This window comes from Nakamurella sp. PAMC28650, from assembly GCF_014303395.1.
Taxonomy (GTDB): Bacteria; Actinomycetota; Actinomycetes; order Mycobacteriales; family Nakamurellaceae; genus Nakamurella.
The window spans coordinates 5,470,877-5,492,015 of record NZ_CP060298.1 but is presented as its reverse complement, the minus strand read 5'-3'; the positions used below and the strand labels follow the sequence as shown (position 1 = coordinate 5,492,015).

Annotated in this window: 20 protein-coding genes; 13 read left to right on the top strand and 7 right to left on the bottom strand. The window is 69.5% G+C overall.

Translation table 11 applies throughout. The features are described 5' to 3' along the window. Positions 1 to 36 precede the first annotated feature (36 nt). On the bottom strand, positions 37 to 1,398 hold the full coding sequence (locus H7F38_RS24795) for an Ig-like domain-containing protein (RefSeq protein WP_187092222.1): 1,362 nt from the start codon (positions 1,396 to 1,398) through the stop codon (positions 37 to 39). Positions 1,399 to 1,602: 204 nt separating this feature from the next. After that, on the bottom strand, positions 1,603 to 3,852 hold the full coding sequence (locus H7F38_RS24790; protein WP_187092221.1) for a helicase C-terminal domain-containing protein: 2,250 nt from the start codon (positions 3,850 to 3,852) through the stop codon (positions 1,603 to 1,605). A 208-nt stretch (positions 3,853 to 4,060) separates the two neighbouring features. Here H7F38_RS24790 and H7F38_RS24785 point away from each other — a divergent pair, with 208 nt between their 5' ends. The 6 genes from H7F38_RS24785 to H7F38_RS24760 all read left to right on the top strand — a co-directional run bounded on the left by H7F38_RS24785 (position 4,061) and on the right by H7F38_RS24760 (position 7,906). After that, complete coding sequence (locus tag H7F38_RS24785) at positions 4,061 to 4,240, top strand: hypothetical protein (protein WP_187092220.1); 180 nt, start codon at positions 4,061 to 4,063, stop codon at positions 4,238 to 4,240. A 50-nt stretch (positions 4,241 to 4,290) separates the two neighbouring features. Then, complete coding sequence (locus H7F38_RS24780) at positions 4,291 to 4,866, top strand: NTP transferase domain-containing protein (RefSeq protein ID WP_187092219.1); 576 nt, start codon at positions 4,291 to 4,293, stop codon at positions 4,864 to 4,866. A 164-nt stretch (positions 4,867 to 5,030) separates the two neighbouring features. After that, complete coding sequence (locus tag H7F38_RS24775; RefSeq protein ID WP_187092218.1) at positions 5,031 to 6,461, top strand: NAD-dependent malic enzyme; 1,431 nt, start codon at positions 5,031 to 5,033, stop codon at positions 6,459 to 6,461. A 46-nt stretch (positions 6,462 to 6,507) separates the two neighbouring features. Next, positions 6,508 to 6,999 (top strand): cyclic pyranopterin monophosphate synthase MoaC, encoded by a 492-nt coding sequence (gene moaC, locus H7F38_RS24770; protein ID WP_187092217.1) that lies wholly within the window; start codon positions 6,508 to 6,510, stop codon positions 6,997 to 6,999. After that, complete coding sequence (locus tag H7F38_RS24765; RefSeq protein WP_187092216.1) at positions 6,996 to 7,481, top strand: molybdenum cofactor biosynthesis protein B; 486 nt, start codon at positions 6,996 to 6,998, stop codon at positions 7,479 to 7,481. Before moaC ends, H7F38_RS24765 begins: the two co-directional genes overlap by 4 nt. After that, positions 7,481 to 7,906: a molybdenum cofactor biosynthesis protein MoaE gene (locus tag H7F38_RS24760; RefSeq protein WP_187092215.1), complete on the top strand. Its 426-nt coding sequence runs from the start codon at positions 7,481 to 7,483 to the stop codon at positions 7,904 to 7,906. Before H7F38_RS24765 ends, H7F38_RS24760 begins: the two co-directional genes overlap by 1 nt. A 95-nt stretch (positions 7,907 to 8,001) precedes the next feature. Here H7F38_RS24760 and H7F38_RS24755 read toward each other — a convergent pair whose 3' ends face one another. The 3 genes from H7F38_RS24755 to moaA form a co-directional block, all read right to left on the bottom strand. Beyond that, positions 8,002 to 8,844, bottom strand: a complete 843-nt coding sequence (locus tag H7F38_RS24755) for a hypothetical protein (RefSeq protein ID WP_187092214.1) — start codon at positions 8,842 to 8,844, stop codon at positions 8,002 to 8,004. A 281-nt stretch (positions 8,845 to 9,125) separates the two neighbouring features. Next, positions 9,126 to 9,401: a MoaD/ThiS family protein gene (locus H7F38_RS24750; protein ID WP_187092213.1), complete on the bottom strand. Its 276-nt coding sequence runs from the start codon at positions 9,399 to 9,401 to the stop codon at positions 9,126 to 9,128. Next, on the bottom strand, positions 9,394 to 10,494 hold the full coding sequence (gene moaA, locus H7F38_RS24745; RefSeq protein WP_187092212.1) for a GTP 3',8-cyclase MoaA: 1,101 nt from the start codon (positions 10,492 to 10,494) through the stop codon (positions 9,394 to 9,396). Before moaA ends, H7F38_RS24750 begins: the two co-directional genes overlap by 8 nt. Positions 10,495 to 10,616: 122 nt before the next feature. On the opposite strand from moaA, the gene H7F38_RS24740 reads away from it, so the two are divergent. From H7F38_RS24740 to H7F38_RS24710, 7 genes are all read left to right on the top strand, one after another. Then, positions 10,617 to 11,546 (top strand): MoxR family ATPase, encoded by a 930-nt coding sequence (locus H7F38_RS24740; RefSeq protein ID WP_187092211.1) that lies wholly within the window; start codon positions 10,617 to 10,619, stop codon positions 11,544 to 11,546. A gap of 10 nt (positions 11,547 to 11,556) precedes the next feature. Beyond that, a complete protein-coding gene (locus H7F38_RS24735) occupies positions 11,557 to 12,711 on the top strand; it encodes a VWA domain-containing protein (protein WP_222618313.1) in 1,155 nt (384 codons plus the stop codon). Next, positions 12,704 to 13,834, top strand: a complete 1,131-nt coding sequence (locus tag H7F38_RS24730) for an XdhC/CoxI family protein (RefSeq protein WP_187092210.1) — start codon at positions 12,704 to 12,706, stop codon at positions 13,832 to 13,834. The genes H7F38_RS24735 and H7F38_RS24730 overlap by 8 nt, the downstream gene beginning before the upstream one ends. A gap of 149 nt (positions 13,835 to 13,983) precedes the next feature. Beyond that, a complete protein-coding gene (locus H7F38_RS24725; protein WP_187092209.1) occupies positions 13,984 to 15,408 on the top strand; it encodes a DUF2786 domain-containing protein in 1,425 nt (474 codons plus the stop codon). Between the two features lie 193 nt (positions 15,409 to 15,601). Continuing rightward, positions 15,602 to 16,123: a (2Fe-2S)-binding protein gene (locus tag H7F38_RS24720; RefSeq protein WP_187092208.1), complete on the top strand. Its 522-nt coding sequence runs from the start codon at positions 15,602 to 15,604 to the stop codon at positions 16,121 to 16,123. Further along, complete coding sequence (locus H7F38_RS24715; protein ID WP_187092207.1) at positions 16,120 to 18,606, top strand: xanthine dehydrogenase family protein molybdopterin-binding subunit; 2,487 nt, start codon at positions 16,120 to 16,122, stop codon at positions 18,604 to 18,606. Before H7F38_RS24720 ends, H7F38_RS24715 begins: the two co-directional genes overlap by 4 nt. Next, a complete protein-coding gene (locus tag H7F38_RS24710; RefSeq protein WP_187092206.1) occupies positions 18,603 to 19,454 on the top strand; it encodes a xanthine dehydrogenase family protein subunit M in 852 nt (283 codons plus the stop codon). Before H7F38_RS24715 ends, H7F38_RS24710 begins: the two co-directional genes overlap by 4 nt. 376 nt (positions 19,455 to 19,830) lie before the next feature. Here H7F38_RS24710 and H7F38_RS24705 read toward each other — a convergent pair whose 3' ends face one another. Further along, entirely contained in the window at positions 19,831 to 20,817 is a 987-nt protein-coding gene (locus H7F38_RS24705; protein WP_187094975.1) for an LLM class F420-dependent oxidoreductase, read from the bottom strand. Positions 20,818 to 20,925: 108 nt separating this feature from the next. Continuing rightward, positions 20,926 to 21,138, bottom strand: coding sequence for a molybdopterin-binding protein (locus tag H7F38_RS24700; protein ID WP_187092205.1), 213 nt, complete (start codon positions 21,136 to 21,138; stop codon positions 20,926 to 20,928). Position 21,139: the final 1 nt, after the last annotated feature.

Below are 21,139 nucleotides of genomic sequence, written 5' to 3'. Positions count from 1 at the left end.
GCGCCGGACGACCAGCGCCGATGACGAACGGCCGACTCAGCCGACGTAGGACTTGCTCAGAGCTGACAAGGTCTGCCACTTGTCCCACGGGATGGACCAGTCGTAGACGTCGCCGTCGGACTGGGACATCGGGATCGACGAGTTGGTGATCTCGACCGGGTCGCCGTACATGGTCTGGTCGTAGAACGCTTTCGCGTTGCTCGTCGTCAGGTTCGCGCAGCCGTGGGTGACGTTGTCGTAGCCCTGGACGTCGGCGGTCCCGTCGTTGGCGTGGATGAAGGTGCCGTTGTTGGAGATGCGGACCGCGTAGTAGGCCTTGAAGTTGAAGTAGTGGTACGCCGGGTTCGACATCAGATGCAGGTATTCCTTGCTCATCACGATGTAGGTGCCGCCGTGGGTCACCCGGCCGGGATCGGACTCCAGCCCGAACGACGTCGGGAAGTCGAAGACCAGCTTGCCATCGCGGTAGACCTTGAGGTGATGGGTGTTGATGTCGCCCTTCGTGATCTCGGAGCGGCCGATGACGAAGCTCGACGTCAGATCCTGCTTGCCCCAGAGGTTCTCGCCGTAGCTCACGCCGTACAGGTTGGCCTTGACGCTCACCTTGGTGCCGGGCGCCCAGTAGACCTTCGGCCGCCAGTCGAGTCCCCAGCCGTCATCGTGCTGGATCCAGGCGAACGAACCCTGCGTCTTCGGCACGGTGTCGATGGTGATGGCCTTCTCGATGTTCTGCCGGCCGACGGTGTTCATGATGTCGGTGCCGATGCTGATCAGGATCGGGGCCGCGATGCCGACCGTGTCCGCGTCACCCGGCGAGATGTTGGCGCTGATGACGTTGTCCGGGCTGACCGTGCCGTAGGTGCCGGCGATCGGTACCGCCTTGCCGGTGGCACCGACCGCTTTGCCGGACAGGGTGTAGGTGCTGCTGTAGCCGAGCGGCTCGGCGAGCGTCCAGGTGGTCCGGTCGGCGCTCAGCATGCCCTTGACGACCGTGCCGTCCGATCCCTTCATCGTGACGCCGGCCAGGGTGCCGTGCGCGGCCTTCAGGCTGATCGCGGTGCGCGGGGGAAGGCCGGTGCTGCCGATCCTGGGGCTGGCCGAGAAGGTTGCCGCCGGAATGACGACCGGCGGTGGCTTCGGGCTCGAGGTGGTGGCCGGGGCGCTGCTGGTGGTCAGGTCCGGGGTGCTGGTGGCGGGCGTCATCGACGACGTGGCGGAGGTCACCGCCGGCACCGGTGGCACGGTCACCACGGGCGAACTCGAGGCGGTCGGTGAGCCGGTGGTCGACGAACCCGCACCGGCGGCCGGCGCGGCCGTCGTCCGACCGGCTGTGCACGCGGCCAACACGACCGCTGCGAGGGCGGCGGCAACGGCGAACTTGATGGAGGTTCCGCGCATGGAAGGCCCGTCCTGCTCATGTGGGTGTTGCTCGAATCGCTGCCACCACCGTGATGGCCCCGCCCTGACCCGTCGTCGACGTCGCCGCAGATCTTCGGATTGTCAACAGCCTAGACGGCCGAGGTCACAGGGAGGTTGCCTTTCGGACAACCGGGGTAACGGCGTGTCGCCGCAGGTAGGAGTATGTGTGGGAAAGACGCTCGATCAGTCGGCGCCCGGTCGGGTCGCGCCGTTACCGCCCGGCGGTACCGCCTGAACACCGGTGATGCGGTGCAGGGCAAAGGTTCGCATCGTCTCCCGCAGCCGGTCGAAGGCCGCGACCGATCCACCGGAGACAGCTACCGGCTCGATCATCCGGCGGGTGGTTCCACCCTCGGAGTCCACGTAGCCGATCCACACGGCCTGGTGGTGGTCCACGGCCTGCCGCAGGACGGCCAGGTTCTCCTGGGGGGACTGTGAGTTCGCGGCGTCGACGTTCCCGTCGGCGCTGCGCATCCGCTGCACGAGGCCGGCGAGCTGCTCGTCGGACGGCAACGGCGGTTCCCGCCGGCGGGCCGGGGTGAGCACCGCGGTGGTGGTCCGCTGCGGTGCGGCGCGGAGGTCGATCACCGCGCCGGCATTGTTCTCGGCAGCCGGCACCAGGCCGGCCAGCCGGAGCGGGGCCAGCAGATCCTCCAGACGGCTGGTGGAGATGGCGACGGTCGGCGCGAGACGTCGCACCGACATCCCGGATGCGGTGGCCTGGGCGATCGCCTGGTCGATCAGCGCCGGATCCTCGCTCCGCAGGTAGGAGGCGGCCGCGCCGACCCGCAGCACCCCGTGCCGTCGTGCCACGTCGTCGATCAGATAGGTCAGGGCCTGCGGAACGCCGGTGAGGGAATGCTTCTCGAACAGGCTGTGCAGGTCCGCGGTCGACGCCCCCCCGTCGAACGCCCGGCGGAGGCTGTCGGGGGTCACCCGGTACACGGTCGCGCTGCCGGCGGATTCCACATCGGCGGCAACGGCCAGGCGCGCCGCCAGTTCCGGTTGCAGTCGTCCCGGAGCCACGACGGTCAGGTCCGCCTGGACCATCACCTTGTCGACCGGCTCGGGCAGGGCTCCCCGCAGGGCGTTTGCGGCGCCCTCCTGATCGCCGCTCAGGATCGAACGGCCCGCGGTGGACAGGGCGTCGAAGGCCACGATGCCCAGGGCGGTGGCCTCGACGATGACGGTGGCCGCCATCGGGTCCCGCCGTTCCGGGTTGCGCAGCGGGGCGGCCCAGGCCAGTCGGGTCGACAGCGAGGCCGGGTCGAGACCGGTGCCGGGTGGGAGCTCGGCCAGTGCACCAAGGACGAATCTGCGGTCGACCGGTCCGCGGACCCAGGTCAGTTCCGCCGAGAGCGCCGCCAGCACCTTGCCGGCGGCGTCACGCTGACCGGTCCTGGCCGGATCCCGGCGGAGTTCGAGCCAGGTGGCCGCGAGATGGGCCCACGCCGTCTCGTCGTCCTCGTCGGCGAAGTCGTCGGCGGACTTGGTCGGCGTCCAGGAGTTCAGAGCGGTCCTGGCCCGGGGTTCGCTGGTGGAGATCAGCCCGGACGCCGCGAGGATCTCCAGGTGCAGCGCGATCAGGGCCGGATCCAGGTCGAGTTCCTTGGCCAGCCGGCGCATCTCGCGGACGCCCATGCCGCCGGACTTGAGGACCGGGGCGGGCAGTTGGCCGAGCACGTCCAGCAGGCGATGGGTGATGGCCACCGCGGCGACCGCCTGGCCGGCCGCGGTGCCGTCGACCGTCTCGCGGCCCTTCCGGCTCAACGTGACCGGCGGGGTCGACACACTGACCGGCCCGAGCGGTTGCCCCTCCCGCAGCGCGAGACCGACCTCCCGCGGAAGCACGACGGTGCCGGGCTCCATCTGGAGCAGGAGGCCCGCCTCGACCAGCGATCCGACCAGGGCGACCAGCGGGCCGCTAGTGCCGACGGAACCCTTCGGGCGGCCCTGGGCGAGCCGGGCCAGCAGGGCGCGTCCCTCCTCGGTGGTCCGGGCCACAGCCTTCGCGACCTGGTCGTCGGTGAGCCTGCCACCAGGGCCGAACCCGCCGGGGAACTCACCCATCGCGGCCGGGACCGCGCCAGAGGGCCGCACTGCGTCACCGCCCCTGATCAGGGCGAGGGACTCCAGATCACCGAAGACCCGCTTCACCTGCTTGACCGGCGCATCGCGTCCGAGGAACGAGCTCACCTCGGACGGCGTGACCTGGTGCCGGTTCTCGCCCAGGAGCACGACACATTCCAGGACCTGCACCGCGAACCGGTCCAGGGTCTCCAACGCGCGCCACACCGACGGCGGGCTGTCCAACCGCCGCGCAAGGACCGAGAGGTCGGTCGGCGCAGGAACCGTCAGGTCGGGACGGGCACGCAACAGCGTGACCAGGGCTGCGTCGTCGCGTGCGCGCAGCCAGTCCAGGGTGGAGGGCATCACGCACAACGTTACTGGTCCGGCAGCGGCCCGTTCCGCCTGTGCGTCCGGTGGGCCCGAACTGTGCCCTGGGTGCAATGGTTGTCGACCGGTGGTGGATGCGGAACAATGACGCATGGGCGGCGTCGTCGCCCACCGGACCGCCGCGTGGCGGCCCGGCAACCGCGGTGGGTCGTCGACCCGGATCCGCAGGGCAAGAGGAGTTCCGATGGCCAAGAAGACCAAGGGCATCGATCCGACCTGGCCGGTCGTCGAGGAAGGCGGCCACGCCGTCAGCGAGTTCAACGCCGACCGTCAGGGCGCACTCTCGCCGTTCGGGGAACTCGACTTCCCGTTGACGGGTGAGCAGATCCCCTACATCCATCCGGTCACCGTCATCAATCGCTGATCCCAGACATCGACAGCGGGGCCGCAGGACAGATCGCCGGACCCGCGCGCGTGCTGGTCGCCGGCGTGCTGCTGGCCGCCGGTTCCGGGCGCCGCTTCGGTACGCCGAAAGCGCTCGTCGACTCCGGCGGCGGTCCATGGGTGCTGACCACGCTGGCCAGGATGTCCGGCTGCGACGAGATCGTGGTGGTGCTCGGGGCGCAGGCGGACAGGGTGGCAGCGGTACTACCGCGCGGAACGCGGAACCTACGGGTCCTGAAGAACGAGAACCACCTGACCGGCATGGGTTCGAGTCTGGCGCTCGGCCTGTCGACGGTGGCCGACTCGGGCGCCGACGCCGCCCTGGTCATGCTGGTCGACCTTCCCGACGTCACGGGAGCGGTGCTCGATCGAGTCGCCGCAGCGGCGTCCAGCGCCGGCCGGCCGGCCGGGCTGCTGATCCGCGCCGCCTACGACGGTCGACCCGGACATCCGGTGTTGATCGGCCGCGACCACTTCGCCGGGGTGATCGCCGGGGCGGACGGCGACTCCGGGGCCAGGGACTACCTGGCCGATCACCCGGTGCTGCTGGTCGAGTGCGGGGACATCGGGGGCGGACGCGACGTCGACACCCCGGAGCAGCTCTGAATCGAGCGCCGTCGGCAGCACCGGCGCAGGTCGAACGGGTCTCGGTGACCGGGCTACCCTGAGCCACAGGAGCCGGCCCGGTCGCGGCACCCCCGGACGTTCTCGGAACGTCCCCGGCCGCCGGAAGCATCGCTCGCAGTGTGCAGTTCACCGAAAGGAACAAGATGGCCGTACCTGGCCCCGGTTATTCGATCACGATGCGCATCGCCGCTCCACCGTCTGCCTCGGCCGCGGGCGACCTGACCAGCGCAGTCGGCCGCGCCGGAGGAGTGATCACCGCATTCGACGTCGTCGAGTCCGCAGCCGGCCTGATGGTGGTCGACCTGTCGGCCAATGCCCTGTCGGCCGATCACGCCGACGAGATCACCGAGGCGGTCAACGCCCTGCCCGGTGTCGAGGTGCGCAAGGTGTCCGACCGGACGTTCCTGGTCCACCTCGGCGGCAAGATCGAGGTGACCTCCAAGGTCCCGTTGCGCAACCGCGACGACCTGTCCCGCGCCTACACGCCCGGTGTCGCCCGGGTGTGCATGGCGATCGCGAAGAATCCGGACGACGCCCGACGGCTGACGATCAAGCGGAACACCGTCGCCGTCGTCACCGACGGCACCGCGGTGCTGGGCCTGGGCAACATCGGTCCGGCGGCCGCGCTGCCGGTGATGGAGGGCAAGGCCGCCCTGTTCAAGAAGTTCGGCGGGGTGGACGCCTGGCCGGTGTGCATCGACTCCACCGATACCGAGGAGATCATCCGCACGGTGCAGCTGATCGCCCCGGTCTACGGCGGCATCAATCTCGAGGACATCGCCGCGCCAAGGTGTTTCGAGATCGAACGACGGCTGAGGGAACTGCTCGACATCCCGGTGTTCCACGACGACCAGCACGGCACCGCCATCGTCGTCGTCGCGGCGCTGCGCAACGCTCTGCGGGTGGTGCACAAGGACATCCGTGACTGCCGGATCGTCGTCTCCGGTGTGGGTGCGGCCGGCAACGCCATCATCCGCCTTCTGCTGCACCAGGTTCCGGCCGACATCATCGCCGTCGACATCAGGGGCATCGTCTACCGCGGCCGCGAGGGGATGGATCCCAACCTGGCCGAGGTGGCCGGCAAGACCAACTCGTCGGCGCTTTCCGGCACGATCCACGACGCCATGGTCGGCGCCGACGTCTTCATCGGGGTGTCCGCACCGAACATCCTCACCGCGGCCGACATCGAGCGGATGAACAGCGACGCCATCGTCTTCGCGCTGGCCAACCCGGATCCCGAGATCGATCCGCTGGAGGCGCAGCAGCACGCCGCCGTGGTGGCCACCGGCCGCTCGGACTTCCCCAACCAGATCAACAACGTGCTGGCCTTCCCCGGTGTCTTTCGTGGGCTGCTGGACGCGCAGGCACGGATGATCACCGACGAGATGCTCTCCGCCGCCGCCGAGGCGATCGCCGACGTCGTCGCCCCGGACCAGCTCAACGCTTCCTACATCGTGCCCAGCGTCTTCGACGAGAAGGTCGCCAAAGCAGTCGCGCGGGCCGTGGTCGCAGCGGCCCGGGACGGCCACCACATGGCCGGCGGAGCGAAGGAGTCGGCCGCGGCCGGCGCATGATGCCAGCACACATGTCGAGCACCAACGGCTTCGACAGGGAGACGAGATGAGCGGCCCGTCCTTCTCCCACACCGACGAGCACGGTGCGGCCCGGATGGTCGACGTCGGAGGCAAGGAGGCGACGGCCAGGTCGGCGGTCGCCACCGGTTGGGTGCGCACCACGGCCGAGGTCGTCGAACTGCTGCGGCGCGACGGTCTGCCCAAGGGAGATGCGTTGGCCTCGGCGCGGATCGCCGGCATCATGGCGGCCAAGAGAACACCGGAGCTGATCCCGCTGTGTCACCCGATCGCGTTGTCCGGCGTGGTCATCGATCTCGAGCTCGTCGGCGACGCCGTCTCGATCACCGCCACCGTCCGCACCACCGACCGTACCGGCGTCGAGATGGAAGCCCTCACCGCGGTGGCGGTGGCCGGCCTGACCCTGCACGACATGATCAAAGCGGTTGACCCGGCGGCAGTGCTCGACGCAGTCCAGGTCGAACGCAAAGACGGCGGCAAGACCGGAACCTGGCTCCGGCCGGAAGGAACGAGCACGTGAAGAGATCTGCTGTCGTCATCATCGCCTCCACCAGAGCGGCCGCCGGCGTCTACGCCGACCGGACCGGCCCGGTGATCACGCAGTGGTTAGCGGACAAGGGTTTTGCCGTCCAAGGACCGATCGTCGTCGCCGATGGCCCTGGCGTCGAGGCGGCTCTGCGGGATGCCGTCGGCGCCGACCTGGTGATCACCTCCGGTGGTACCGGTCTGTCGCCGACCGACCGCACGCCGCAGGCGACCGCCGCGGTCGTCGACTACGAGGTACCCGGACTGGCCGATGCCATCCGCCGAGCCGGCGGGGACGCGGTACCGACCGCGATGCTCTCCCGCGGCATCGTCGGGGTCGCCACCCGCACCCTGATCGTCAACCTGCCCGGCTCCACGAACGGCGTCAAGGACGGTCTCGGCGTGCTCTACCGGGTGATGGCCCATGCACTGGAACAGATCTCGGGTGGGGACCATCGGCCTGGCGGCGGCGTCTGATGGTCGGAAGGGTTGCCATCGCCGGCGTCACCCTGGACGTGCTCGACCTGGCCGCCCACACCGCGTCGGTCCAGGAGGCCGCCGCGGGCGCCACGGTGGGATTCGTCGGGGTCGTCCGCGACCACGACGACGGCCGGTCGGTGACGGAGTTGGAGTACCAGGTCCACCCGACCGCGGGATCGGTGGTGGCGGAGGTCGCGGCCGACATCGCTGCCCGGGACGGTGTCATCGCCGTCGCCGTGACCCACCGGTACGGTCTGCTGGGCATCGGCGACGTGGCGCTCGCGGCAGCGGTGTCGGCGGCCCACCGCCGCGAGGCCTTCGACGCCTGCGCGGAACTGGTCGACGAGGTGAAACGGCGGCTTCCGGTCTGGAAGCGCCAGGTCTTCGCCGACGGTGCGGACGAGTGGGTCGGGTCGGCCTGAGCCTGAGGGGTCACCGCTGGACGACGACGGGAGAAGGGGCCGTGACCGTTGCTGGTCACGGCCCCTTCTGACGAACGGGTGTCCTGGGACGCGAATCAGGCCGTCGGACCGGGCACCTTGAACGGGAGCTTTCCGCCCTTGGACTGCACCGACAGTGCGGTGAAGTAGGCCAGCGCGAGCGTGGTGATGACGGCGAGGAACACGCCGAACGACGGTCCGGCCGAGATGCCGGGGCCGAGGTCACCGTATCCGCCACCGTAGGAGAACGTCAGGATGAGTACCAGGACCATGAGCACGAAGGAGGCCGCGGCACCGTAGAACAGGAATTCCGGTTTGATCGGGCCGGGCTTGATGATCCCGAAGATCGTCAGGGCGTAGACGACGCCGACCGCGACGGCCAGCAGCACCGGGATCCACCACCAGCTGTTCCAACCGCTGAGTCCGATGCTGTAGCTGTAGCCCAGCGCAGAACTCGATGCGCTGACCGACCAGAAGTTGAAGAAGCTGGCGATCAGGGTCAGGAACGCGGCGCCGATGACACCCCAGCCGACAACGGTGATCTTGGAGATGTCGATGGCCGGTACGCCACCGCCGGTCGGAGCCACCGGGCCGCCGTAGCCCGCCTGCGGCGGATAACCCGGAGCCTGCGGCGGGTAGCCACCGGCAGTCGGCGGCGGGTAGCCACCGGGGGCGGGCGGTGGTGCGTAGCCACCGGCCGGCGGAGGGGCGTAGCCGGGAGGGGGGGCGTAACCGGGGGACGGAGGTGGCGTGTATCCACCCGGTGGGGGCCCTGGTGGGACGTAGGTGGGTGGTGTGTTCGGCGGGGGCGAGTAGCCCGGGGCCGGTGGCGGGTAACCACCAGGTTGTGCAGGTGGCGGATATCCGCCCGGTGAGGACGGGTCCGGAGGCGGATACCCTCCGGCAGGGGGCTGGGTCACGGGAACCTCCAGTTGGGTCGCGGATACCGGGTGTACCCGCTGTTTCGCTCGGTGGATCCGAGTTGGTCGAGCCAATGCATGAAACCGACAGCGACGATCGTGCGATGGAACCGTGCGTGGGACCTCGACGGGGCAGCAACCTGACGACCGAACGGTAGCGCCCCGGGCGAGCCACCGGAAGTGGACACGCTCGTGATCATGTTCGGGCCGTCGAGGATGCTGCTCGCTCGCAGGAGCGTCGGTACGGGCTTCCTGATACCGGCTTCACCCGAACGGATCCATCAGCCTCCGGCGAAAGGAGGAAGGACGTCCAGGACGTCACCATCGGTGACGACCGAGTCCTCACCGTGCACGGCGATTTCCCCCAGCAGGAAAGAGCATCTGCGCAGGACCTCGGCCAGTCGGGACCCGTGTCGCTCGATCCCGGCCTGCAGGACGTCCCGCACGGTGGCCGGACCGGCCAGTTCCACGGCCTCCGACTCCAGGCCGGCGGCCGCCTTCGCCGCGGCGAAATAGCGGATCCGGACCCGGATGGCGTGGTCGGCCCGCTCAGCCACCGATCGCACTCATCGGGCGGTCGGGCTGCAGGAACGACGGGTCGTTGATGCCATGACCGGGTAGCTTGCGCCACATGGCCATCCGCCAGGCGTCGGCGATCTCGTCGTCCGTCCCGGTGCCCCGCAGCATCGCACGCAGGTCGGTCTCGATCTGCGAGAACAGGCAGTTGCGGATCTGGCCGTCGGCCGTCAGCCGGGTCCGGTCGCAGTCGCCGCAGAACGGCCGGGTCACCGACGCGATGATCCCCACGGTCGCCGGGCCACCGTCCACGTCGAACAGCTCGGCGGGGGCCCCCGCCCTGGCCTCCCGATGGGGGGTGAGGGCGAAACGCCGCGAGAGGGACTCCTGGATCTCGTCCGCGGTCACCATCGAGGCGCGGTTCCACTCGTGGCCGGCGTCCAGCGGCATCTGTTCGATGAACCTCAGGTGATAGCCGCGCTCGACGGCGAAGGCGAGCAGATCGCCGGCCTCGTGGTCGTTGACGCCGCGCAGCAGCACCGCGTTGATCTTCACCGGCGTCAGGCCGGCCGCGACCGCGCCGTCGAGAGCGGCGATCACGTCGGAGTGCCGGTCCCGCCGGGTCAGGCGGGCGAACACGTCGCGGTCGAGGGTGTCCAGCGAGATGTTGACCCGGTCCAGTCCGGCGGCCGCGAAATCGGCCGCCCGGCGCGCGAACCCGATGCCGTTGGTGGTCAACGAGATCTCCGGCCTGGCCTTCAGTCGCGAGACCTCCTGGACCAGGACGAGAATGCCCTTGCGCAACAGCGGTTCGCCGCCGGTGAAACGAATCTCGCTGACGCCCAGTCGGTCGACCGCGATGCCGATCAGGCGGAGCAGTTCCTCGTCGGTCAGCAGTTCCTGTCCCGGCAGCCAGTCCAGCCCCTCTGCGGGCATGCAGTAGGTGCACCGCAGGTTGCACTTGTCGGTCAGCGAGACCCGGAGGTCGATCGCCCGCCGGCCGTGCGAATCGAGCAGGAACGGGGAGGAACCACGTGCGGCCCGTTCGCCGGCGTCCCCGGTATCGAGCCCGGTGGATTCGGCGGCACGACCGCGCGTCCCGAACAGGGGGATGCCCAGGGCCGTCGTCGTCATGTGGTCAGCGTAACCGTCCGGGCGGCGGGCCCTGCCTTCCCGCCGGGCCGGGGAGCCTCGCGCAGTTCAATGGCGGCGGCAGTGCGATGGTTCGCGGCACTTCGATGGTTCATAGTGGTGCGATGACGGACAGCGCTGCCCCGGCCGGCCCCGGTGACCCCCTTGTCCCGGCATTTCCCGACCCGGAGAGCGTTGCGTCGGCGCTGGAAGCCACCGGATATCTGCCGGACACCGGAATAGCCACTGCCGCGTTCCTGGCCGGGGCCCTGCGCAGGCCACTGCTGCTCGAGGGCGAGGCGGGCGTCGGGAAGACCGCGCTGGCCACGGCGCTCGCGCAGATCCGCGGCACCGAGCTGATCCGCCTGCAGTGCTACGAGGGCATCGATGCAGCTCAAGCGCTGTACGACTGGGACTTTCCCCGCCAGGTCCTGCACCTGCGGGCCGCGGAGGTCGGTGCCGCCGCAGGGGCGGAGTTCGATCTGCAACGCGTCGAGAACGAGCTCTACAGCGAGCGATTCCTGATCGAGCGACCCATTCTCGCTGCGCTGCGCACCCCGGGATCGGTACTGCTGATCGACGAGATAGATCGGGCCGACGACGAATTCGAGGCTTTTCTGCTGGAAGCTCTTTCCGATTTCGCGGTGACGATCCCGGAATTAGGCCGCATTCGCGCCATCGACCCTCCGCTCGTCATTCTCACCTCGAATCGAACCCGCGAGGTGCACGACGCCCTGAAACGTCGCTGCCTTTACCACTGGGTCGAACATCCGTCGCTCGAACGCGAGGTCGCCATCCTGCGGCGGCGGCTGCCGGAGGTGACCGGGACGCTGGCCGTCCAGGTCGCGACCGCAGTCGGCCGGCTCCGCGAGGCCGACCTGCTCAAGCCGCCGGGTGTCGCGGAGTCCATCGACTGGGCGATGGCCCTGAATGCGCTCGGCTGCCGTGAACTCGACCCGCAGTCGGCGGCGTTGACCCTCGGTGCCGTGCTGAAGTATCGCGAGGACACCGACCGGGTGGTCGCGTCCGGGCTCTCGGCGCTCCTGGCCTCCTGAGGAATTCGGCGTGACCACGGGGTTCGACCGGACGGCGCTGTCCGGGACGGCGGTCCAGGGCCGGGACGGGACGGTGATCCTGACGGCCTTCACTTGGGCCCTGGGCGCCGCCGGCCTGGTCGTGGGACCGGAGCGGGCGGCGACCTTCCTGTCGGCGGCGGCCGCCTTGTCCGCGGCCGACCCGCGCAGCGTCTACTGGGCCGGACGGATGACCATGACCACTGGCCCGGACGACATCGGCGTCTACGACAGCGTTTTCGATGCCTACTTCACCAACCGCACCGCGCCGGTCGGGCCACGCCGACCGAGACCGATGAACCTGCAGCTGATGTCGGCGCTGCAGCAGGAGGACGGCGCAGCGGGCGACGACGGGGACGATGGGCCACCCCCGGTCCGGGCGAACGCGGCCGCCACCGAGGTGCTGCGTCACCGCGACTTCGGCGAGATGTCGCCGGCCGATCGCCGTGAACTGGCCGCCATGCTGGCATTGTTGAGACCGGGACTACCGCAACGTCTTTCCCGTCGGCGGCGACCGGCGTCCCGGGGTCCGGTCGACGTCCGCGCCACCGTCAGGGCGATGCTCAGGACCGGCGGCGAGCCCGGCCTGCTGCTGCATCGTCGCAGCGGCCTGCGACCGCGCCGACTGGTACTCCTGATCGACGTCTCCGGCTCGATGGCTCCCTACGCCGACGCGCTGCTCCGGTTCGCCCACGTGATCACCCGGGCGCAGCCGGCCGCCACCGAGGTGTTCACCATCGGCACGCGTCTGTCCCGGATCACCCGGGCGCTACGGGCGGCCGACGTCGATGTGGCGCTGCGGGCCGCGGGCGAGGTCATCCCGGACTACTCCGGCGGCACCCGGCTGGGCGAGGTGCTGCAGGCGTTCACCGACCGGTGGGGGCAGCGCGGGACGGCCAGGGGCGCGGTCGTGGTGCTGTTCTCGGACGGCTGGGAGCGCGGGGCGCCGGATCTGCTCGCCGAGCAGGTGCAGCGGCTGCGCCGGTTGTCACGACAATTGGTCTGGGTCAACCCGCACAAGGGCCGCAATGGTTATCTTCCGGTGCAGACTGGAATCGTGGCAGTGCTGCCCCACCTCGATGCTTTCGTCGCCGGGCACTCGTTGGCCGCACTGGACGAGCTCTTGGAGGTCATTCGCGATGCGTGACGTGATGGCAGATCTGCGCCGTTGGTGGGCCGCGGGCGATCGGGTCGGGGTGGGCACCGTGGTCGGAACCTACCGTTCGGCCCCGCGGCCGGCCGGTGCGTCGATGCTGGTGGGACCGGATGGGACGGCGGTCGGATCGGTCTCCGGCGGGTGCGTCGAAGGGGCCGTCTACGAATTGGCCACCACCGTGCGCGACGGTGGCGAGCCGGTCCTGCAGCGTTACGGGGTCTCCGACGACGACGCCTTCGCGGTCGGCCTGACCTGCGGCGGGATCATCGACATCTTCACGGAGGAGATCTCGCAGCGATCGTTCCCCGAGTTCGGCGCCCTGGCCGAGGCGATCGAGGGCGGCGTCCCGGTGGCGCTGGCCACCGTCATCGCCGGTTCAGCCGACCAACTGGGGCGGCATCTGGTCATCTGGCCGGACGATCGCAGCGGGAGCCTCGGCTCGGATCGGGTGGACGACGCGCTGACCGACGACGCCCGTGGGCTGCTGGCCTCCGGCCGCACAGCGATCCTGACGTACGGGCCGGACGGCGAGCGCCTCGGCGAGGGGCTGCAGATCTTCGTGTCCAGCTTCGCTCCGGCTCCCCGGATGTTGGTCTTCGGCGCGATCGACTTCGCCGCCGCGGTCGCCAGGGTGGGCAGCTTCCTCGGCTATCGGGTGACGGTCTGCGATGCCCGCCCGGTCTTCGCGACCGTCCGGCGTTTCCCGGATGCCGACGAGGTGGTGGTCGACTGGCCGCACCGCTACCTGCAGTCCCAGGCCGATTCGCTGGACGGCCGGACGGTGATCTGCGTACTCACGCACGACCCCAAGTTCGACATCCCGGTGCTTGCCACCGCGCTGTCGCTACCGGTGGCCTACGTGGGTGCGATGGGGTCGCGCCAGACCCACGACGACCGGACCGGGAAGCTGGTCGAGGCCGGGGTGACGCCCGAGCAGTTGGCCCGGCTGTCGTCGCCGATCGGCCTGGATCTGGGGGCCAGGACACCCGAGGAGACGGCGATCTCGATCGCCGCCGAGATCATCGCCCGACGATGGGACGGAGGCGGACGGCCATTGGCGAAACTCGCAGGCGCCATCCACCGGGAACCGATCGCGCAGGCGGTCGGGGGCTGAGCACGGTGTTGCGGCGAGACTGATGTTCCAGGCGCTGCGCCCGGCCGCCGACCCTGCTCGATCCCTCGTGAAATTCTCCTGGATCCCTCGTGAGCCGCCGATGGTGGATCGATGGTGGGCGTCGTGCCGTCATGCCGGAGACTGGGCGCATGGGCAAGAACAACCAGCAACGCCGGGCCGCGAAGCGGAAGGCGCGGGTGGCCGCGCAGGCGGCGTCGGCGCGACCGGCCGGGGGAGCAGCGGCGGGAGAGGCGGGAAGTGCGGCCCAGCTGATCGAGGAGCTGATGGCGGGGACGGCTCACCAGGTCCACCAGCACAGCCGCGCCGACCAGGCCAGAACGTTGATCATCACGGGGGCGAAGGTCGTCGGGATCCCGTCGGCGCTGGACGACGCCGTCCGTGACCTGGTCGTCTTCGGTGGGGCCGACGGTCGTGGGGAGGAACTGCTGGCCTCCCGGGAGGCGACGGTCCTGCTCTTCGAGCAGATCGACACCGCCTACGAACATGGCTGGCAGCCGGCCGACCTCCTGCACGTCGTCCGCCGGGAGCAGAGCGTGCGGGTGGCCAGGCTCGCGGGTGCCGTCGTCGTGGCGCACGGGCTCGCCGGGCGCGCGCCGTCGCGGGCCGGCCAGGACTGGGTCGATCAGCTGGAGGGCATGTCCGAGGTACCGCTCGCCGGTCTCGTCGCCGAACCGGGCTGGAATGTCCTGGCGCACCTGGGTTCCCGGGCCGCGGTCTGGGACAGCTGGCACGACATCCTGGCCCTGGTCGGGCACTGGGCGGACATCGTCCCGCTGCAGAGGCTGGTGCCGCCGCCGTCGTCGTGGGGGAAGGCGACCGCGGCACCGGCCGGCGCGCGGAAGCCGTCCGGACACGATCCGAAGAAGCTGACCACCATCCGGGCGCTGCTGGCGAAGGCGGAGGCGACCGAGTTCACCGAGGAGGCGGAGGCGTTCACCGCGAAGGCCCAGGACCTGATGACCCGGTACGCCATCGACGAGGCGCTGCTGTCGGACGAGACCGACGACGCGACCGGTGTGGTGTCCCGCCGGGTGCGGGTGGACAACCCCTACGCCGCCACCAAGGCGCAGCTGCTGGCCACCGTCGGGAAGGTCAACCGGGTCAAGACGATCTGGGACGACCGGCACGGCATCGCCACCGTCGTGGGGATGCCGGTGGACCTCGACCTTGCGGAGATGCTGTTCACCTCGCTGCTGGTACAGGCGACGAAGGCGATGACGGAGGCGGGTGCGGTCTCGCAGGGTGGCCACCGGCTGGACCGGTCGCCGGCATTCCGCCGGGCCTTCCTGCTGTCCTACGCCCACCGGATCGGTGAGCGCCTCAGCGACGCGGGAACCTATGCCCAGCAGGAGGAGTCGGTCCAGCGCGGGGTCAACCTCCTGCCGGTCCTGGCCAGGCAGTCGGCGGCGGTGGAGAAGGAGTTCGACCGGCTCTTCCCGCACACGACCACGTCCGGTTCCAAGCGGGTGGACGCGCGCGGCTGGCAGGCCGGCCGGGCAGCGGCGGACCGGGCCGTCCTGGCCAGGGGCAGGCTCGACGGGCAGAGCGCCTGACGCTCGTGCTTCGGTCGGGGTTGTCTCACTTTTACCGCATGTACGGCATTCGGGTGACGTGCTGGCCGAACTTGCGGCTCCGAGCCGTCAACAGTTGCGCGGAGTAGATCTTGCGTGCATCGTCGTGATGACGGTCACTATTCGAGAAGCAGTGCACACGCCCACGATTGCCCCCAAAGAAGAGGGAATGCCCATGACGGCCCTGTCGGTCAAGGTGGACGGAGTCAAGTACTCCGATGATGTCGAACCCCGGATGCTGCTGGTCCAGTATCTGCGCGAGAAGCTCGGGAAGGTGGGAACCGTCATCGGCTGCGACACCAGCAACTGCGGTGCCTGCACCGTCCACCTGGACGGGACGAGCGTCAAGTCCTGCGCCGTCCTCGCGGTCCAGGCCGATGGCGGTGAGGTCAGGACCATCGAAGGTCTGGCGAACGGGAGCGAACTGCACCCGGTGCAGAAGGCCTTCCACGAATGCCACGCCCTGCAGTGCGGGTACTGCACCCCCGGAATGATCATGCAGTCGGTCTCGCTGCTGTCGGAGAACCCGAACCCGACCGAGCACGAGATCCGAGAAGGTCTGGAGGGCAACCTCTGCCGCTGTACCGGCTACCAGAACATCGTCGCTGCCGTACAGAGCGCGGCGGCCGAGATGTCCGGGAAGTCGCTGGCCACCGCCGGCGCTGCACCGGCCGACGAGACGGGATCCCTCCGATGACCGCCACCCTGGACCCGACGACCGAGGTTCCGACGATGGAGGTCGGGAGGGAGCGGCGCCGCAAGGAGGACGCGCACCTGATCACCGGCCGGACCCGTTGGACCGACAACATCGTGCTGAACGGCATGGTCCACCTCGCCCTGCTGCGTTCGCCCTATGCGCACGCCAGGATCACCTCGATCTCGGTGGCCGGCGCCCTGGACGCCCCGGGAGTTCTCGGGGCCTGGAGCGGAGCCGACTTCCCGGAGCAGGGCGGTCTGCCGTGCGCCTGGCCGATCACGCCTGACATGAAATCGCCTGTCCGCCTGCCGGTCGCCGTCGACGCGGTCAAGTTCGCCGGTGAGGTGGTCGCCGTCGTCGCCGCCCGGACCAAGGCCGAGGCGGTCGACGCCCTCGAGGCCATCGAGGTCGACTACGAACCGCTCGAGGTCGTGCTGGACATGGAGGCGGCGCTGGCCGAAGGCTCCGTGCTGGTCCATCCCGAGCTCGGCACCAACCAGAACGCCGTCTGGGCCTTCGATTCGGCCGGTGCCGGTACCGGCGGTGACGTGGTCGCCGCCCTCGCGGCGGCCGAGTCCGATCCCGACCAGGTCGTGGTCGAGCGGGTCTTCCGCCAGCAGCGGCTGATCCCGGCCTTCATGGAGCCCCGCTCGACGGTCGTCGACCCGACGTCCGAACAGATCACCATGTGGTCCGCCACCCAGATCCCGCACGTACTCCGGGTTCTCATCGCTCTGTCGCAGGGTATTCCCGAGCACAAGCTCCGGGTGATCGCGCCGGACGTCGGCGGCGGGTTCGGCGGCAAGCTGCAGACCACGCCCGAGGAGATCATCACGCTGATGGTCGCGCGCAAGATGAACAAGCCGGTGAAATACACCGAAACCCGTTCCGAGTCGCTGATGTCGGCGCACCACGGCCGCGACCAGATCCAACGACTGAGGATCTCCGCCCGCCGTGACGGCACCATCACCGGGTTCGACGTGAACCTGCTCGCCGACATGGGCGCCTACCTCGGTACCGTCGGGCCCGGCGTGCCCATCCTTGGCGCGTTCATGTTCAACGCCATCTACAAGATCCCGGCCTACCGGTTCACCTGCACCAACGTCTTCACGAACAAGACCCTCACCGACGCCTACCGCGGTGCCGGCCGTCCGGAGGCGACGTTCGGCGTCGAACGGATCATGGACGAACTCGCCGTGGAGCTCGGCATGGAACCGATGGAACTGCGCAAGAAGAACTGGATCACCCACGAGGAGTTCCCGTTCACCACCATCGCGGGCCTGACGTACGACTCTGGCAACTACGAGGCGGCCACCGCACAGGCGATGGAGATGTTCGACTACGACGGGTTGCGCGCCGAACAGAAGCGGCGCAGGGACTCCGGCGATCCGGTGCAGCTGGGAATCGGGATCTCGACCTTCACCGAGATGTGCGGTCTGGCTCCGTCGCGGGTGCTCGGATCGCTGTCCTACGCCGCCGGCGGCTGGGAATCCGCATCGATCCGGATGCTGCCGACCGGCGGTGTCGAGGTGATCACCGGCGCCACGGCCCACGGGCAGGGGCACGAGACCGCGTGGTCGCAGATCGTCGCCGATCAGCTCGGGGTGCCGTTCGAGAGTGTCGAGGTCATCCACGGCGACACCCAGTCCTCTCCCCGAGGGATGGACACCTACGGGTCCCGTTCGCTGGTCGTCGGTGGGGTGGCCGTGGTCAAGGCGGCCCAGAAGGTCGTGGCCAAGGCCAAGATCATCGCCGCCCATCTGATGGAGGCGTCCGAGGACGACATCGAATTCGCGGCCGGCAGGTTCACCGTGAAGGGCACCGACACATCGATGGGGATCGGCGAGATCGCCTGGGCGGCCTTCGCGGCGCACAACCTGCCCGACGGTGTGGAGGCGAACCTGGACTCCGAGGCCACCTTCGACCCGGACAACTTCTCCTACCCGCACGGCACCCACCTGTGCGCGATGGAGGTCGACACCGAGACCGGCAAGGTGACCATCCGCTCGTACGTCTGCGTCGACGACATCGGGGTCGTGGTCAACCCGTTGATCGCCGACGGCCAGATGCACGGGGGCCTGGCCCAGGGGATCGCCCAGGCCCTCTACGAGGAGGCCCAGTACTCCGAGGACGGCCAGCTCACCTCGGGCACCTTCGTGGACTACCTGTTGCCCAGCGCGATGGATCTGCCCAACTTCACGCTGGGCCGGACCGTCACGCCCGCGACGACGAACCCCCTGGGGGCCAAGGGAGTCGGCGAGGCCGGCACCATCGCCTCGACGCCGGCCGTGGTCAATGCGGTGATCGACGCGATCCGACACCTGGGCGTGAAGGACGTGGAGATGCCGTGCTCCCCACAACGGGTGTGGCGGGCCATCCAGGACGCGAGGTCGGGGGCTTCCACCCCGGCACCGGTACCGGTGGCCGCCGGGCCGTCCGCCGGCGTGCTGTCCACCGGTGTTCCGACCGGAGGTGCCGCATGATCCCGTCCTCGTTCGACTACACGGCACCGGCGACCGTCGAGGAGGCCATCGCGGCGCTCGTCGAGGCCGGTGACGAGGGCAAGATCCTGGCCGGTGGCCAGTCACTGGTGCCCGTGCTCCGGCTTCGTCTGGCCGGCCCCGGGATGATCATCGACCTGCGGAAGATCTCCGAGCTGACCGGTGTCCGCCTGGACGGTGGCGACGTGGTGATCGGAGCGATGACCACCCACCACGACGTCGTGGTCGATCCGATCGTGAAGGAGCACCTGTCCCTGCTGTCCATGACCTCGGCGACGGTCGCGGATCCGCAGGTGCGTCACCGCGGCACTCTCGGCGGTGCCCTGGTGCATGCAGACCCGGCCGGTGACCTCGGGGCGGTGGCGGTGGCGCTGGAAGCGGTCTTCGAGATCGCCGGACCCGACGGCCGGAGATCCGTGACGGCGGCCGACTTCTTCCAGGACTACTTCACCACCGCGTTGGCCGAGGACGAGTTGCTGGTGTCCATCCGGTTCCCGTCCTACGCGGGCTGGGGTGCCCGGTACGAGAAGTTCACCAGGGTCGCGCAGTCGTGGTCGATCGTCTCGGTGGCCGCGGCCGTCAAGGTCGTGGACGGCGTCGTGGCCGAGGCGAGGGTGGGCCTGACCAACATGGGCCCGGTACCGATCCGGGCCGTGTCGGTGGAGGCCGCTCTGGTCGGCGGACCGGCCAGCGCGGCCGCGATCAAGGCTGCCGCCGCCTCCGCGGCGGACGGCACATCCCCGGTCGACGACACGTCGGCAGCCGCGGACTACCGCGAGCACCTGGCGAGGGTGCTCACCGAGCGCGCGGTCCTGGCCGCCGTCGGCTGACGTTCCGCGCAGACAGAACTGCCCCGCGCTCACCGAACTGCCCGTTTTCCCCCCTCGCGGGGCGAAAGCGGGCAGTTCTGTGAGCGCGCCCGGGCCTGGGCGGGGGTTCGGCGGGGCGGGGCCGGGCTGTGGCGGGGCGGGGCGGGGCCAGGCTGTGGCGGGGCCGGGCTGTGGCGTGGATCAACTTCCCAGGCATGGACGAAAGTGATGACTCCTGTCACTTCAGTCCCAAAAAGACCATCTTGATCCATGCCTGGGAAGTTGATCCATGCGAAACCCCTGCCCAGCGCGGCGCAACTGCATCCACCGCCCGGCGCCCCGCACCCGGCGCCCCGCGCCCCCGCGTCACCGGGGCCGGGCATGGCTGCAGCAAGGGTCAGATCAGCGCGGGGATGACCTCCTTCTCGAAGAGCTCCTGGCCCGTGGTGTCGTAGGCGAGCTCCGGGAAGTTGACGATGGCGTAGGTCATCCCGAGCTTCTTCATCGCCGTCAGGTTCTCCACGATCTGTTCGGGGGTGCCGACGCCTGCACCGGCTGCGTTCTGCGCAATGGCTGCCTCGGCGCGCTCGGCGCCGATCTGCTTCGTGTAGTGATCCAGCATCCACGCCTTGCGCTCGTCCAGCTCGGCCTGGGTCGACCCGATGAGCACGTTGTAGTTCGCCGAGCGGGTGATCGCGGAATAGTCGGTGCCGACGTCGTTGCAGTGTCCCTGCAGCAGAGCCGATTTCGCGGCGAAGCCCTCGGGTGAGCCGTCGAAGTTGGTGTACTGGGCATATTTGGCGGCGATCCTCAGGGTGACCTTCTCCCCGCCGCCGGCGATCCAGAACGGGATGCCGCCCTCCTGCAGGGGCAGCGGCCGGACGATCGCGCCGTCCACGGTGAAGTGCTTGCCGTGCAGGGTTGCCGTGCCGGTCGTCCAAGCCTGCTTCATGATCTGGACCCCCTCGTCCAGTGCGCGCAGACGGTCTCCGGCCGAGGGAAAACCGTAACCGTAGGCCCGCCATTCGTGCTCGTACCAACCGGCGCCGATGCCCATCTCGGTGCGACCGCCGGAGATGATGTCGACGGTGGCCGCCACCTTGGCCAGGTAGGCCGGGTTGCGATAGGCCATGCAGGTGCACATCTGGCCCAGACGGACACGGGACGTGGAGGCGGCGAACGCGGCCATCAGCGTCCAGGCCTCGTGGGTGGCCTGGTCCGTCGGCATCGGGACGGTGTGGAAGTGGTCGTACACCCAGATGGACTCCCATGGGCCCGCGTCGGCGCGCTGCGCCAGCCGGGACATGGTGGCCCACTGGTCGGCCGGCTCGATGCCGACCAGATCCAGGCGCCAGCCCTGGGGGATGAAGGTGCCGAATTTCATTGCCGCTTCGGTAGAGGTCATGTCGAACAATTTACCCAGCCGAACAGAACCCCGCCGACCCGGCTACCGATGACCGTCGGGGTTCGATGAAATCTCGGGGGGAAGGTCTTACTCGACGCCGAGCATGACCTCGGTCGACTTGACCAGAACGGTGGCCGCGACGCCGACGGCCAGGCCGAGCTCCTCGACGGCCTCCTTGGTGATGGAGGCGGTGACGATCTGGTCACCGCCGTCGAGCTTGACCTTGACGGAGGCCATCACGGCACCGAGTTTGACCTCGGTGACAACGCCGGACAGTTGGTTGCGGGTGGACAGTCGCACG